The organism is Luteimicrobium album, assembly GCF_030161555.1.
In the GTDB taxonomy this organism is placed as follows: Bacteria; Actinomycetota; Actinomycetes; order Actinomycetales; family Cellulomonadaceae; genus Luteimicrobium; species Luteimicrobium album.
This window is the reverse complement of the sequence record NZ_BSUK01000001.1, coordinates 2,581,945-2,596,450: the sequence shown is the minus strand read 5'-3', so window position 1 is coordinate 2,596,450 and position 14,506 is coordinate 2,581,945. Positions and strand designations below refer to the sequence as shown.

At 72.4% G+C, this 14,506-nt stretch carries 8 protein-coding genes and 3 pseudogenes; 4 read left to right on the top strand and 7 right to left on the bottom strand.

Annotated elements, in window-relative coordinates; all coding sequences use genetic code 11:
- Nucleotides 1–208: 208 nt before the first annotated feature.
- The 7 genes and pseudogenes from hemQ to QQK45_RS22345 all read right to left on the bottom strand — a co-directional run bounded on the left by hemQ (nucleotide 209) and on the right by QQK45_RS22345 (nucleotide 8,973).
- On the bottom strand, nucleotides 209–973 hold the full coding sequence (hemQ, locus tag QQK45_RS13415) for a hydrogen peroxide-dependent heme synthase (protein ID WP_284293677.1): 765 nt from the start codon (nucleotides 971–973) through the stop codon (nucleotides 209–211).
- Between the two features lie 40 nt (nucleotides 974–1,013).
- On the bottom strand, nucleotides 1,014–2,147 hold the full coding sequence (locus tag QQK45_RS13410; protein WP_284293676.1) for a ferrochelatase: 1,134 nt from the start codon (nucleotides 2,145–2,147) through the stop codon (nucleotides 1,014–1,016).
- A 184-nt stretch (nucleotides 2,148–2,331) separates the two neighbouring features.
- Complete coding sequence (locus QQK45_RS13405; RefSeq protein ID WP_284293675.1) at nucleotides 2,332–3,297, bottom strand: carbohydrate ABC transporter permease; 966 nt, start codon at nucleotides 3,295–3,297, stop codon at nucleotides 2,332–2,334.
- 121 nt (nucleotides 3,298–3,418) lie between these two features.
- Nucleotides 3,419–4,294, bottom strand: coding sequence for a carbohydrate ABC transporter permease (locus tag QQK45_RS13400; RefSeq protein WP_431310341.1), 876 nt, complete (start codon nucleotides 4,292–4,294; stop codon nucleotides 3,419–3,421).
- 203 nt (nucleotides 4,295–4,497) lie between these two features.
- Complete coding sequence (locus QQK45_RS13395) at nucleotides 4,498–5,916, bottom strand: ABC transporter substrate-binding protein (RefSeq protein ID WP_284293674.1); 1,419 nt, start codon at nucleotides 5,914–5,916, stop codon at nucleotides 4,498–4,500.
- A 97-nt stretch (nucleotides 5,917–6,013) separates the two neighbouring features.
- Nucleotides 6,014–7,701: pseudogene (locus QQK45_RS13390) on the bottom strand (glycoside hydrolase family 13 protein).
- A 251-nt stretch (nucleotides 7,702–7,952) separates the two neighbouring features.
- A pseudogene (locus QQK45_RS22345) lies at nucleotides 7,953–8,973 on the bottom strand (LacI family DNA-binding transcriptional regulator).
- 191 nt (nucleotides 8,974–9,164) lie between these two features.
- On the opposite strand from QQK45_RS22345, the gene QQK45_RS13370 reads away from it, so the two are divergent.
- The 4 genes and pseudogenes from QQK45_RS13370 to QQK45_RS13355 all read left to right on the top strand — a co-directional run bounded on the left by QQK45_RS13370 (nucleotide 9,165) and on the right by QQK45_RS13355 (nucleotide 14,497).
- Nucleotides 9,165–10,934: a beta-N-acetylhexosaminidase gene (locus QQK45_RS13370; RefSeq protein ID WP_284293672.1), complete on the top strand. Its 1,770-nt coding sequence runs from the start codon at nucleotides 9,165–9,167 to the stop codon at nucleotides 10,932–10,934.
- Between the two features lie 420 nt (nucleotides 10,935–11,354).
- Nucleotides 11,355–13,361, top strand: a pseudogene (locus QQK45_RS22340) (hypothetical protein); the annotation flags it as partial.
- A gap of 206 nt (nucleotides 13,362–13,567) precedes the next feature.
- Nucleotides 13,568–14,035, top strand: coding sequence for a type III PLP-dependent enzyme domain-containing protein (locus QQK45_RS13360; protein ID WP_348525230.1), 468 nt, complete (start codon nucleotides 13,568–13,570; stop codon nucleotides 14,033–14,035).
- Nucleotides 14,036–14,110: 75 nt separating this feature from the next.
- A complete protein-coding gene (locus tag QQK45_RS13355; RefSeq protein WP_431310340.1) occupies nucleotides 14,111–14,497 on the top strand; it encodes a RidA family protein in 387 nt (128 codons plus the stop codon).
- The last annotated feature ends 9 nt before the right edge of the window (nucleotides 14,498–14,506 follow it).

The window sequence follows — 14,506 nt, the reverse complement described above, 5'->3', positions numbered from 1 at the left end:
GCACGACCTCACCAGCAGCCCCTGCCTGCCGGCCCGCACTCCCCGGGGCGGTGCGACGACCGCGCAAGGCGTGGGGCGGGGGTGTCGCGCGCGGTCGTGGCGGGTCTGGCGGGAGCCGAGCGAGGAACGAGCGAGGCGGATGGAAGACCGCGCGCGACACCCCCGCCCCACGCCGACCCGACCATGAAGCTCCGGCCACGCAGAGACGTCAGGCCAGCGGCTGCTGCCCCGCCCACTCGACCAGGTCCACCCGCGGCCCGGTGTAGAACGGGATCTCCTCGCGCACGTGCAGGCGCGCGTCGACGGCGCGCAGGTCACGCATGACGTCGACGATGCGGTGCAGCTCGTCGGCCTCGAACGCGAGGATCCACTCGTAGTCTCCGAGCGCGAACGCGGACATCGTGTTGGCGCGCACGTCCTTGTAGGCGGCGGCCGCCATGCCGTGCTCGCGGAGCATCGTCGACCGCTCGGCGGGGTCGAGGAGGTACCAGTCGTAGGACCGGACGAACGGGTAGACGCACGCGTAGCCGCGGGGCGCCTCGCCGGCGAGGAACGCCGGGACGTGCCCGCGGTTGAACTCGGCGGGACGGTGGAGCGCGGCGACGGACCAGACGGGCTCGAGCTGGGAGCCGAGCTCGGAGGCGCGGAGCCGGTGGTAGGCGCCCTGGACGGACTCGATGGAGGGGCCGTGCCACCAGACCATGAGGTCGGCGTCGGCGCGGAGGCCGGCGACGTCGTACCAACCGCGGACCGTCAGGTCGCTGGTGGCGTCGGCGGGGTCGACGCCGTCCGCCTCGCTTCCGCCCACGGCCCGCTCGGCGGCCCGGACGAGGGCCTCGCGGGCGCCGTCGTCGGCGGGGAGCTCGCCCGTGAGGGCGAACACCGAGTACATGGCGTAGCGGATGCCCTCGTTGATGGACTGGGTCTCCACCGTCTCGCCGGTGTCGCCGTGGACGTGGTGCTGGTCGGTCATGACCTGGTGTGCCTTCCGGGAGCGGGTCTGGGGGTGGAGGTCAGGCGTCGAGCGCGACGCCGCAGAGTGCCGGGATCCCCGAGGGCTCGCCGTCGCGCCGCAGGCAGCAACCCGGGGCGCACACCGAACGGAAGGCCGGCAGCGAACCGACCGTCGCCTCGTCGACGTCCTCGCCGCGCGCGATCGCGGCGCGCTCGAGGAGAAGGTCGACCAGCCCGGAGACGAACGGCTCACGGGTGCCCACCGTGCCCGCTCGGACGGCGGTCATGCCGAGCGCGCCCGCCGTCTCCATGGCTTCGGTGTCGAGGTCGTAGGCGACCTCCATGTGGTCGGAGACGAACCCGATGGGCGAGAGCACGACGTCGCGCACCCCGTCGGCGGCGAGCTTCTCGAGGTGGTCGTTGACGTCGGGCTCGAGCCACGGCTGGCTCGGCGGACCGGAGCGCGAGCAGTAGGCGAGGTCCCAGGGCACGTCGAAGCCGAGACGCTCGGAGACGTTCGCGGCGACGACGGCCGCGAGATCCAGGTGCTGCTCCGAGTAGGTCGCGTGCGAGATGCGCGACGCGGCCTCCATGGTCGTGGGGATGGAGTGGGTGACGAAGACGACGCGCGCGGCCCGGGGGTCGCCGCCCTTCGCGGCCAGGGCCTCGAACCCCTCGACGACGGCGTCGACGTTGGCTGCCGCGAAGCCGGGGTGGTTGAAGTAGGACCGCACCTTGTCGAACTGGACGGTGGTCGAGCCGTCGGGGCCGAGCTTCCCCAGCCCGTCGAGCGTCACGGCGAGGTCCTCGCGGTACTGCCGGCAGCCGGAGTACGACGAGTACGCGCTCGTCACGAGCACGACGGCGTGCTCGGCGCCGAGGCTCTCGAGCTCGGCGACCGCGTCCTTGGTGTACGGCTCCCAGTTGCGGTTGCCCCACACGACGGGGAGCTCGATCCCTCGCTTCGCGAGCTCGGCCTCGAGCGCCGCCTTGAGCGCGAGGTTCTGCTCGTTGATGGGGCTCTTGCCGCCGAACCCGTAGTAGTGCTCGCCGACCTCCTCGAGGCGGGAGTCGGGGATCCCCTTGCCGGCCGTGACGTTCCGCAGGAACGGGACGACGTCCTCGGGCTTGTTGGGACCACCGAAGGAGTACAGGAGCAGCGCGTCGTACGGGGTGAGGCTCACGTCTTGCATCCTCCCACTCCGCTGCGTGCGGGCCCGGCCGGAGTCAGGCAACCGGGACGTGACATCGACACGACACGGTGTCAGGTCCGGGGACGTGAACCGGGCCCGGCCGCGCGGCAGGGGTCACGCGCGTCCGGGCCCGGATGGGGCGTCGTCGAACCGGGTTCGGCCGGCCGACGACGGTCTGGTGGGCTCAGCCCTTGACGGCTCCTCCGAGCCCGGCGCCCGACAGGAACAGGCGCTGGAAGACGAGGAACAGCACGACGGGGATGAGCGTCGAGATGGCGAGCGCCGCGAGGAACACGCCCAGGTCGGTCTGGGCGGCGATCGCGGGGAGGCGCACGGACAGCGGCTGCTTCGACGGGTCCTTGAGGACGAGCATCGGCCAGAGGAAGTCCTTCCAGCTCGCGATGAACGCGAACACGGACACCACGCCGAGGATCGGCTTCGACATGGGCAGGACGATCGACCAGAACAGCCGGAACGGGCCCGCGCCGTCGACCCTGGCCGCCTCGAACACCTCGCGCGGGAGGCTGTCGAAGAACCGGGCGACCAGCACGACGTTGAACGCGCTCGCGCCGGCCGGCAGCCAGACGGCGAAGAAGTTGTTGATCAGGGACGTCCCGATGACGGGCGGGTCGAGGATCGTCAGGTAGAGCGGCACGAGGAGCACGACGCTCGGGACGAACAGCGTCGCGATGACGAGCCCGTTGACGATCTTCGCCCACTTCGGGCGCAGCACCGAGAGCACGAAGCCGCCGGTCGTGGCGACGAGGAGCTGCATGAACCACGAGCCGATCGCGAGCCAGATCGTGTTGAGGAAGTACTTGCTGATCTCGACGTCGTTCCACGCCTCGGTGATGTTCGCCCATCGGACGCCGTGCGGGAAGATCGCCAGCGGCGTGCGGATGATGTCCTGCGTGGGCGTGATCGCGTACTTCGCGAGGAGCAGCATCGGCCCGACGCCGACGACGACCAGCAGCACGAGGAGCACGATGTGCAGCGTCTTCATGGTCGCGTTGACGCTGGGACGCCTCCAGTCCTGCTCGGAGACGAAGCCGCGGTCGCCGTCGAACTGGGAGCTCTTGCGCGTCTTCTTCCGGGCGGCGGCGGCGAGCACCGCGTCGCCCGCGGGGTTCGCGATGTCGCCAGGCGCCATGCCCGACGTGGTCACGGCCTCGCCGACGGCGAGCTGCCCCGCCCCTCGGGGACGGTACGGCCCGCTCCGTCGGAGGACGGGTAGGTCATGGTGGTCTCCTCCCCCGGGTCCCGGCGGCCGGTCACGACTTGCTCCACGAGCTCGTCAGCTTGAAGTACACGAGCGACAGGATCGCGAGGAACGCGGCGAGCATGACCGACAGTGCGGTCGCGGCCCCGTAGTCCCCGCCGAGCGAGCGCCCGAACGCGTAGTTGTAGATCATCAGCAGGATCGTCAGCGTCGCGTTCGCAGGACCGCCGCCTGTGAACAGGTACGGCTCGAGGAACACCTGGACGGTGCCGATGATCTGCAGGATGAAGGTGATGAAGAGGACCCCGCGCAGCTGCGGCATCGTCACGTGCCACACTTTCTGCCAGATCCCCGCGCCGTCGACCTCGGCGGCGTCGTAGAGCTCGCCGGGGACGCCGATCAGCGCGGCCAGGTAGATGATCACGGTGCCGCCCGCGGCAGCCCAGGTCGCCTCGATCACGAGCGAGGGCATGGCGAGACTGGGGCTGGACAGCCAGGCGTACGGCCCCAACCCCACGTACCCGAGGATGGTGTTGAAGACGCCGTCCGCGGAGCCGTCGTAGAAGAACTTCCACAGGAGGACCGCGACGACCGGCGGCACCACCACAGGGAGGTACGCGAGCACGGAGTAGAGCCCCTTGAGGCGCTTCACCGAGCTCATGAGGACCGCCGCGACGAGCGGGATCGGGAACCCGATCACGAGCGCCAGCAGGGCGAAGTAGAGGGTGTTCCGGATCGCCGTCGGCAGGTCCGGGTCCGTGAGGACGTACTGGAAGTTGTCCCAGCCCACCCACGTGGCCGGGGCCACGAGGTTGGTCTTCTGGAAGCTCATGACGACCGATCGCACGATCGGCCACCAGGAGAAGACCCCGAAGATCACCAGGACGGGGAGGGCGAACACGAGGGTGCTCAGACCCCCGCGCTTCACCCAGGTCACCGGGTTCCGGCGGACCCGCCGGACGGGCGGCGGCCCCGCCGCCTCGACGGCGACCGTGCCGTCGGGCCGGCCGCCCGACCGCGGCAGTGCGCTCGCAGCGCTCACGTCACATCACTCCTCACCCGGGGCGGCGGGGCCGCCGGACGTCTCCGACCGGCGACCCCACCCACCTGCGGTCATTCTTGCTGTTCGGCTCAGCGGCCGGCCGAGTCGATGGCGCGCTGCGCCTTCGTGTTCGCCTCGTCCAGGAGCTTGTCGATGTCGGCGTCCTTCTTGGTGAGCACAGCCTGCACCACCGGGTCGAGCGCCGCGTAGACGTCCTGGGTGGCGACGGCCGGCTCGTTGACGAGCGTCGCGTCGAAGATCTTGCTCGTGAAGCTCGTCATCTGGTCGAGCGGGACGTTGACGTACGGCTTGATCCAGGTCTGGTACTTCTCGTACTGCGCCTGGCTGAAGATCGGCAGCTCAGGCGTGCCCACGGGCTGCTTGCTCGCGACCTGGGTCTGCGCGTTCGTCACCGCGGCCTGCTCGTTGGTGTACTTGCGCAGGTAGTGGAAGTCGATCCACTTGATCGCGGCGGCCTTCTCGTCGTCCGTCGCCTTGCTGGAGACGGCCGCCATGGTGCCGCCACCGAGGACGCCGGAGTTGTCACCCTCGAGCGGGATCATCGTGAGGCCGTACATCTTCGGGTCGATGTTGTTCGTCTGCACGAGGCTCGTGTAGACGTCCTGGCCCGAGGTGTACATGCCGACCTTGCCAGCCGCGAACGCCTGGTTGATCGTGCCCCAGTCGTAGTTGAAGTTGTTGCCCATCGAGTTGTCGGTCCACCGCAGGTCCTGGAGGAACTGCAGGGCGGCCTTGGTGCCGTCGTTCGTCAGCGTCGCCGTCTTGCCGTCCTCCGACTCGACACGGCCGCCGCGGGCGTACGTGTCGACGGTGAGCTGCCAGCCGCCCGTGCCGCTCTGCGACATCTGGGCGAAGCCCGCCTGGCCGGTCTTGTCCGCGATGGCCTTCGCGTCGGTACGGACCTCGTCCCACGTGGTCGGCGGCTTGTCGGGGTCCAGCCCGGCCTGCGTGAACAGGTCACGGTTGTAGTGCAGGCCCACGGCGTAGATGCTCTTCGCCGGGATCGCGTAGACGTCGCCGTCCTGCCCCTGGCCGTACTGCAGCAGGTTCTTGTTGAAGTCCGCCGCGTACGGGAGCTGGTTCAGGTACGCCTGCATGTCGGTGATCTGCTGGTTCGCGATCAGCGTCTTGGCGTCCGTGAACGGGATCTCGAACACCGTCGGCAGCGTGCCGCCCGCGAGGTCGGCCGCGAACGTCGTGGCCTTCCACTCGTAGTCCTGGGTCTGGACCGTGATGTTCGGGTTCTCGGTCTGGAACTCCTTGACCTCGTCGGCGAGCGCGGCCTGCGCCTCCTTGGTCGAGCCCGGGAGCAGGCCGACGACCTTGAGCGTGACCTTCGTGTTCGGGTCGAGGGTCGGGGCGGCACTGGCGGACGGCGTGCTCTTGCCGCCGCCGTCGCCGCTGTCGGACGAGCACGCGGCAAGGGTGCCGCCGAGCGCGAGCGCACCCACGAGGGTGTACGCCAGCGTGATGCGTGGAGACTTCATCGTCGCTCCTTGTCAGGTGCAGGCATCCGGTCCTGCACTGGGGTGAGATCGACGGGATCGTTCCCGTCGGGTCGTCGGTGAGGTAGGTGGGTCTCCGTCAGGCTCCGGACCGGGTCCGGATCCAGACGGCGGTGTCCGTGGGCAGCGTGTCGCCGGGGAGGTCCCCGGAGGCCAGCAGCACCGCGGTGTGCGGGGGCAACGGCGCCGGGTCGACGCCGAAGTTCACGAGGCACGCGACGTCGCCGCGCGCGAAGGCCAGGACGTCGCCGTCCGTGCCGGGCAGGTCCAGCCAGGCGAAGCCGCCCTCGCGGAGCCCGGCCTCGGCGCGCCGCGCCGCGAGCGTGGTCCGGTACAGGGCGAGCATCGAGGTGGGGTCGGCCTCCTCGGCGTCGACGGCGTAGCGGCCCCACCACGTGGGCAGCGGGAGCCACGGCTCGGCCGTCGTGCCGTCGGCGGCGGGCGTCGAGAAGCCGTGCCCGCGGGCCGCGTCGGCGGTCCAGGGCAGCGGCACGCGGCAGCCGTCGCGGCCGGGGTCGACGCCGCCGGACCGGAAGTGCATCGGGTCCTGGATGGCGTCCCGCGGCAGGTCCTCGTCCTCGGGCAGGCCGAGCTCGTCGCCCTGGTAGAGGTACAGGCAGCCCGGGAGGGCGGCCGTGAGGAGTGCCGCGGCACGGGCCCGGCGGGTGCCGAGCTCGAGGTCGGTGGGGGTGCCGAAGCGCTTGGCCTCGAACGCGAACGACGAGTCCTCGCGCCCGTAGCGCGTGACGGGGCGGGTCACGTCGTGGTTCGACAGGACCCACGTGGCCGGCGCGCCGACGAGAGCGTGCGCCTCGAGCGTCGTGTCGATCGACTCGCGCAGCGCCTTCGCGTCCCAGGGGCGGGCCATGAAGTCGAAGTTGAACGCCGTGTGCATCTCGTCGGGACGCAGGTAGTCGGCGAAGCGTCGCGCGTCGGGCAGCCAGATCTCGCCGACGAGGACGCGCGGGTCCTCGTACGAGTCGGCGACCGCACGCCAGCCGCGGTAGACGTCGTGGAGCTCGTCACGGTCCGTGAAGGGGTGCCCGCCGGGTGCCGGGTCCGCCGGGACCTCGGGCAGCGCGGGGTCCTTGATCAGGAGGGCCGCGGAGTCGATGCGGATCCCCGAGACGCCGCGGTCGAACCAGAACCGCAGGACGTCCTCGTGCTCGCGGCGGACGTCGGGGTGGTTCCAGTTCACGTCGGGCTGCTCGGGCGTGAAGAGGTGGAGGTACCACTCGCCGGGCGTGCCGTCGGCGTTCGTGGTGCGGGTCCAGGTGCTGCCCTGGAAGCTCGAGACCCAGTGGGTCGGGATCTGGGAACCGTCCTCGCCCTTGCCGGGGTGGAACCAGAAGCGCTCCCGCTCGGGCGAGCCGGGCTCCGCCGCGAGCGCGGCCTGGAACCACTCGTGCTGGTCCGAGATGTGGTTCGGGACGACGTCGACGATCGTCCGGATCCCGAGCGCGGCGGCCTCGGCGATGAGCGCCTCGGCCTCCTCGATCGTCCCGAAGGTCGGGTCGATGGCGCGGTAGTCCGCGACGTCGTAGCCGCCGTCCGCGAGGGGCGACACGTACCAGGGGTGAACCACACCGCGTCGACCCCGAGGTCCTTGAGGTACGCAAGTCGCGAACGAACGCCTGCAAGATCGCCGGTGCCGTCGCCGTTCCCGTCCGCGAAGCTGCGCGGATAGATCTGGTAGATAACGGCGTTGCGCCACCACTCGGCGGCGGCAGACGGGTGTCCCGGCAGGCTGCTCGGGCTCGTGCTCACGTGTGGACTCCTTCGTCCCTGGTGCGTCAGGGTCGTGCCTGCGCCGCGGTAGTCGGCGTTGCACCGACCGTAACTACCTGACAGCCAGAACGCAAGAACCGAACATCGTTGTTATCGAAACGCGATCTTCGCTGTCGTTCGATGTCATCCCCGCGCGACCCTCGTGGCACGCCGAAGACCCGTCAGGCGCTCGCGGGAGCAGAGTCCCGTGGGCGCCCGACAGGTCGAAGAGGGGAGGCGGGTGCCCCCGGTCAGCGGGCTCCGACGCGGGCCGGTGCGGCCGCGGTCGAGGCGCGGACCACGAGCTCGGGCTCGAAGAGCAGCTCGTCAGCCGGCACGTCGACGCCCGAGATCTGGCGCGCCAACAGGTCCACCGCGGCCCGTCCCATCGGCTCGATCGGCTGCCGGACGGTCGTCAGCGCGGGGTCGGTCGAGTTCATCAGCGCGGAGTCGTCGTAGCCCACGACCGACACGTCGCGCGGCACCCCGAGCCCCGCCCGCCGGACCGCCCGGACCGCGCCCAGGGCGAGGGGTCGCTCGCGCACACGATCGCCGTCGCGCCCGCCTCCAGCAGCCGGTTGGTGGAGGCCTGCCCGGCCTCGAGCGCGTACTGGCTGTGCGCGACGAGCGCCGGGTCGATCTTCTTGCCCGCGCGTGCCGCGAGCTGCTCGGCGGCGGCGAGCTTGCGCTCCGACGGGATGTGGTCCTCGGGGCCCAGGAGCAGCCCGATCTTCTCGTGCCCCAGCGAGAGCACGTGCCCGAGGGCCTGCTGCATCGCGACGATCTCGTCGCACGAGACCCGCGGGAAGTGCAGGGACTCGATCGCGCCGTTGACCAGCGCCACCGGCAGGCCGATCTTCTCGAGACGGTGGTAGTGGGAGTGGTCGGCGTCGCGCTCGGCGAACAGGCCGCCCGCGAAGATCACGCCCGACACGTGCTGGTCCAGCAGCAGGTCGACGTACTCGGCCTCCGTGATGCCCCCGGCCGTGCGGGTGCACAGGACGGGCGTGAAGCCCTGCTGCGCGAGCGCCCCGCCGATGACCTCCGCGAGCGCCGGGAAGATCGGGTTCACGAGCTCCGGGAGCACGAGGCCCACGAGCCTGCCGCGCTCCCCCGCAGCTTGGTCGGGCGCTCGTAGCCGAGCACGTCGAGCGCGGTCAGGACCGCGTCCCTGGTCGCCTGGGACACGCCCGGCTTGTCGTTGAGGACGCGCGAGACGGTCGCCTCGCTCACCCCGACCTTCTTCGCCACGTCCGAGAGCCTCTTCGCCATGAGACGCAGTCTACGCATTCGCGCAAGTGGCTTGCGCGGATCTTGCGAGCGCCGCGAAAACTTGACGACGGCGCCGGCGTCCTGAGCGGTGCTGCGGGACGATCGCCTGGTCGGCGAGCCGTGACCAGTGACTGTCCCGGCGGGCGGTCGGCGGCGGCGGGCGTCGACGCCGCCTCGATAGGCTCGGACCCGTGCCTGACGACGGTCCCGATCCCCTGCCCGACCCCTCCGCGCTCCCGTGGCCCGTCCCCGGCTTCCGCCGGGCGGTCGTGCACGCGCCGCTCGCGGGCCCGTTCGTCGTCGGCCCGACGACGGCCGTCCGCACCGCGCCCGAGCTCACGGCCGCGGCGGCCACCTGGAAGCGGCAGACGGAAGACGCGACGGGGCTGACGCTCGGCTGGGAGACCGACGACGCACGCGACGACCGCCCGACGGTGTCGTTCGTCCTCGACGCGACCGTCGCACCGGGTGGCTACACCCTGCGGACCGGCGCCGACGCCGTCGTCGTCACCGCTTCGGACGTCGCCGGGGCGCACGCCGGGGCGCAGACGCTCCGCCAGCTCGCCGGCCCGCGCGCGTTCCGCCGCGCCCCGGTCGACGGCACGCCCCTCACCGTGCCCGGCGGGCTCTCCGCGAACGACGACCCCGCCCACGAGTGGCGCGGCGTCCTGCTCGACGTGGCCCGCCACTTCCTGCCCAAGCACGACGTCCTCCGGTTCGTCGAGCTCGCCGCCGCCCACCACCTCAACGTCGTCCAGCTCCACCTCACCGACGACCAGGGCTGGCGGTTCGAGTCCCGTCGGTACCCGCGCCTGACCGAGGTGGGGTCGTGGCGGCGCGAGTCGGGCGTCGGCACGTGGCGCGCCGGAGTGTTCGACGGCCGCCCCCACGGCGGCTTCTACACACAGGACGACCTCCGGGAGGTCGTCGCCCACGCCCGCGCGCACGGGGTGACCGTGGTCCCCGAGATCGACGTGCCGGGTCACGTCGAGGCGGCCGTCGCCGCGTACCCCGAGCTCGGCACGCGCAAGCAGCCCCACGAGGTCCGCACCACCTGGGGCATCAGCACCGAGGTCCTCGACCCGTCCGAGGAGACCCTCGCGTTCTTCCGGGACGTCCTCGACGAGGTCATGGACGTGTTCGACGCCCCGTACGTCGCGCTCGGCGGCGACGAGGTCCCGATCGCGCTGTGGCGTGCCAACCCGGACATCGTCCGACGCGCGGCCGATCTCGGTCTCGACGACGTCGCCGATCTCCATGGCTCGTTCCTCGGCTCGCTCGCCCGGCACGTCGTCGCCGGTGGGCGCCGCCCCGTCGTCTGGGACGAGGCGTTCCGCCCCGGCCACGACACCCTGCCCCGCGAGACCGTCGTGACCGCCTGGCGCGGGTGGACCGTCGGGCTCCAGGCCATGGCCGCCGGGCACGACGTCGTCATGGCCCCCGAGCAGGCCGTCTACCTCGACCACCGCGCCGGCGACGGCCCCGACGAGCCCGTCCCGGTCGGGTTCCTCCACACCCTCCGGGACGTCCACCGGTTCGAGCCCCTGCCCGCCGGCGCGCTCGCCGAGGCCGGCGTCACCGACCCGGGCGCGCTCCCCGGCAAGCTCCTCGGCGCGCAAGCTGAGCTGTGGACCGAGCACCTCGACTCCGCCCGGCGCCTCGACTACGCGGCGTTCCCCCGCCTCGCCGCGTTCGCCGACGTCGTCTGGACCGGGCAACCCGTCGACGAGCGCGACACCGACGCGTTCGTCGAGCGCCTCGAGCGCGACCACCTCCCTCGGCTCGCCGCGGTCGGCGTCGAGTTCCGGCCGCTCGCGGGCCCGCACCCGTGGCAGACGCGCCCGGGCGTCGCCGGCCACCCCCGGGACCTCGCCGCCGAGCTCGCGGCGGGCGGTTTCGGGGGCGTCGGGGGTTGGGTCGAGGACTCGTCGGGGGTCCGGACGAACGAGGTCGGGGGCTGATGGTGGTCGGTGTCGCGTCCGGGTCGGGTTCTGTCGGGGGCGGGGAGGGGGTCGCGGGTCTTCCATCCGGTCACTCGTTCCTCGCGACCTCCCGCCAGACCCGCCACGACCCGCGACCCCCTCCCCGCCCCCTCTCCCACCGTGTCGCCTTCCAGCACGGCTCGGCCGGGCAGCCTCCTCCTCCGGGGCGTCCGCGTCCCGTCCTCCGAGTTTCCCGACGGCGGCCCGCTCGTCGACGTGCTGGTCACCGCGGGGCTGATCCGCGAGATCGCGCCCACGGGCAGCCTCGACAGGCGCCTCCTGGCGGCACCGGAGCCCGTCGACGTGATCGAGGGGCGGGGGCGGCTGCTGCTGCCCGGGCTGATCGACGCGCACGTCCACGGCGAGGCGGCCGTGTTCGACCCCGACGTGCAGCTCGCGATGCTGCGCCAAGGCATCACGACGATCGTCGTGGGCCAGGACGGCATCGGCTTCGCCCCGACCCCACCGGACGGCGACGCGTTCGGGTTCTCGACCGAGTACTTCCGCGCGATCAACGGCGCCCACCCCACCTTCGCGGGCGGCACGGTCAAGAAGCTCAAGGCGACGTATGCCGGGCTCCCGCTCAACGTCGAGGTGCTCGCCCCGCACGGCACGATCCGGTACGCGGTGACGGGCGCGGACGCCCGCCCGGCCACGGACGACGAGGTCGCCGCGATGGTCGCGCTGCTGGAGCGGGCCCTGGACGACGGCGCCGTCGGGATGTCGACGGGGCTCGAGTACGTGCCGGCGGCGTACGCGGACGAGGCGGAGCTGGTGGCGCTCGCGCGGGTGTGCGCGGCGCGCGGCGTGCCGCACGTGAGCCACATGCGCGGCTACGAGGAGAAGGCGGGCCGGGCGTTCGCGGAGCTGGTGCGGATCGCGCGGGCGTCGGGGGTGGCGACGCACGTGTCGCACTACCACGGTCCCGCCGAGGAGCTGGCGGGGTACGTGGACGACGCGCGGGCTTCGGGCCTGGACGTGACGTTCGACTCGTACCCGTACCTACGGGGCAGCTCGATCCTGTCGATGGTGACGCTGCCGACGTGGTTGCCGATCGCGGAGCCGGACCGCACGGTGGCTCTGCTGCGGGACCCGGCGGTGCGAGAGCGCCTGCGCACGGAGCACTTCCCGGGGCTCGCGGACCTGTGGGCGCGGGTGACGATGGCGAACGTGCCGGGCGAGCTGCGCTGGACGGAGGGCCTGGCGCTGCTGGACGTCGCGGAGCGGCTGGGGCTGGACGCGGAGGACACGGCGCTGGAGCTGCTGGTGAGCACGCGGCTGCAGGCGGGCTGCGTGTTCGCGCAGCCCCCGACGAACTCGGCGGGCTCGGTGCGCGCGCTCGCGAACCACGAGGCCCAGCTCGCGGGCTCGGACGCGATCTACGCGGGCGGCCGGCCGCACCCGCGCGGCTGGGGCGCGTTCGCCCGTTTCGCGTCGGAGCACGTGGGTGCGGGAGACTGGTCCTGGGCGGACGCCACCTGGCACCTGTCCACGCGGGCGGCTCGCCGCTTCGGTCTGGCGGGTCGCGGCGAGGTCCGGGTGGGCGCGGTCGCGGACCTCGCGCTCGTCGACCCGGCCACCGTGCGGGACCTGGCGACCTACGAGGACCCGCGCACGCCCGCGCAGGGGGTGGACGACGTCGTCGTCGGGGGCGGCACGTGTTGGCGGGTGGGGCGCTGGTCGACGGATGACCCGCGCGACCACCGACGGAACAGGAGACGGCATGACGGAGCGCCTCGATCGGCCGCTGGAGCCGGTCGTCGTCGGCCCACGCACCAAGGGGCTGCGCCTGCGCGGCGAGACGGCGGGCGACGGGCTGATGATCGGCACCGCGACGGTCGACGACGGCCCTTCGGGCTGCCCATCCTGACCCTGCAGACCGGTTCCCTCGACCACAACGTGGCGGTCATGGCGACGTCGGTCCGCGAGGCGGGCGAGGCGGCGGGCGCCCCGGGTTCGGTGGAGCACGCCCCGCACGTCAAGACGCACATGTCGGCGCAGATCTTCGCGCGCCAGCTCGCGGCGGGCGCGTGGGGTGCGACGGTCGCGACCCCGAACCAGCTCCGGGTGGTCCGGGACTGGGGCACGCGCCGCGTGCTGCTGGCCAACGAGCTGACGGACCCCGACGAGATCATCTGGGTGCGTGACGACCTGGAGCGCGACGAGGGCGCGAAGCTGTGGCTGTACGTCGACTCGGTCGAGGGCCTGACGATGCTGTCGCGCGGGCTCGCGGGCGCGTCGGACGACGTCCGCGGCCGCCTCGGCGTGCTCGTGGAGATCGGGGTGCCCGGCGGCCGGACGGGCGTGCGCTCGACGGCGGACGCCCTGGGTCTGGCGCGCGCGGTGCGGTCGAGCGGGCTCACGCTCCGCGGGGTGGCGGGCTACGAGGGCTCGGTCGCGGGCGAGTCGACGCCGGAGACCCGAGAGCGGGTCGCCGACTACCTGCGCGGCCTGCGCGACGTGGCCGAGCAGCTCGTCGCGGAAGACCTGGTCACCGGCGGGGACGTCGTCGTGAGCGCGGGCGGGAGCGCGTTCGTGGACGTGGTGCTCCAGGTGCTGCCCGGCCCGTTCCCCCGGGCGGGCCGGCCGCGGGGCACGCGCCGCGCGTCGTCGTGCGCTCGGGCTCGTACGTGGTCCACGACCACGGCCACTACGCGCACCTGGACGCGTTCTCCCGGGTGCCCGGCGCGGAGCCGCTGCGCGCCGCGGCGACGGTGTGGGGCTCGGTCGTCTCGGTCCCGGAGCCCGGTCTGGTGCTCGTGGGCGTCGGACGGCGCGACGTCCCGTACGACCTCGACCTGCCGCGCGCGCTGTGGCTGCGTTCCCGCGGGGACGACGGCCGGACGCTCGGCGCGCCGCTCGAGCTCTCCCGCGCGACGGTCACCGACCTCAACGACGAGCACCTCTTCCTGCGCCTGGACATCGACTCGGCGCGCCTCGGCCCGGAGACCCTGCACGTGCACCCCGGCGACGTGATCGGGTTCGGGATCTCCCACCCGTGCACCCTCTTCGACAAGTGGCGCGTGGGCATCGTCGTCGACGGCGACCGCCCGCTCGGGCTCGTGTCGTTCGACTTCTGAGCCCACCCCCACCCGTACGCCCGTAGCCCCAGCAACACCGAAGGAGCCCTGCACCATGACGACCGAGAAGACCCCCTGCGGACCGACGGCGCGCCCGCGCCCGCCCACACGTTCCACCAGGGCGTGCGCAAGGGCCCGTTCGTGCAGGTGTCGGGCCAGGGCCCGCAGGACCCGGCGACCGGCGAGTACCTCTTCCCCGGCGACGTGGCCGCGCAGACGACCCGCACACTCCAGAACGTCAAGGCGATCGTCGAGGCGTCGGGTGCCACGTTCGACGACGTCGTCATGCTCCGCGTGTACCTGACCAAGCGCGAGGACTTCCCGATCATGAACGAGGCGTACGGCGCGTTCGTCGCGGCGAACTCGCCGTCGGGCGTGCTGCCGAGCCGCACCACGGTGTTCGTGGGGCTGCCCCGCGAGGAGATGCTCGTCGAGATCGACGCGTTCGCGGTCGCCGATTGATGCCCACCG

What these genes read in the sequence shown, in the direction of transcription:
- hemQ (WP_284293677.1), bottom strand. Translation starts at nt 973, where the DNA reads ATGACCGACCAGCACCACGTCCACGGCGACACCGGCGAGACGGTGGAG.
- QQK45_RS13410 (WP_284293676.1), bottom strand. Translation starts at nt 2,147, where the DNA reads ATGCAAGACGTGAGCCTCACCCCGTACGACGCGCTGCTCCTGTACTCC.
- QQK45_RS13405 (WP_284293675.1), bottom strand. Translation starts at nt 3,297, where the DNA reads ATGGCGCCTGGCGACATCGCGAACCCCGCGGGCGACGCGGTGCTCGCC.
- QQK45_RS13395 (WP_284293674.1), bottom strand. Translation starts at nt 5,916, where the DNA reads ATGAAGTCTCCACGCATCACGCTGGCGTACACCCTCGTGGGTGCGCTC.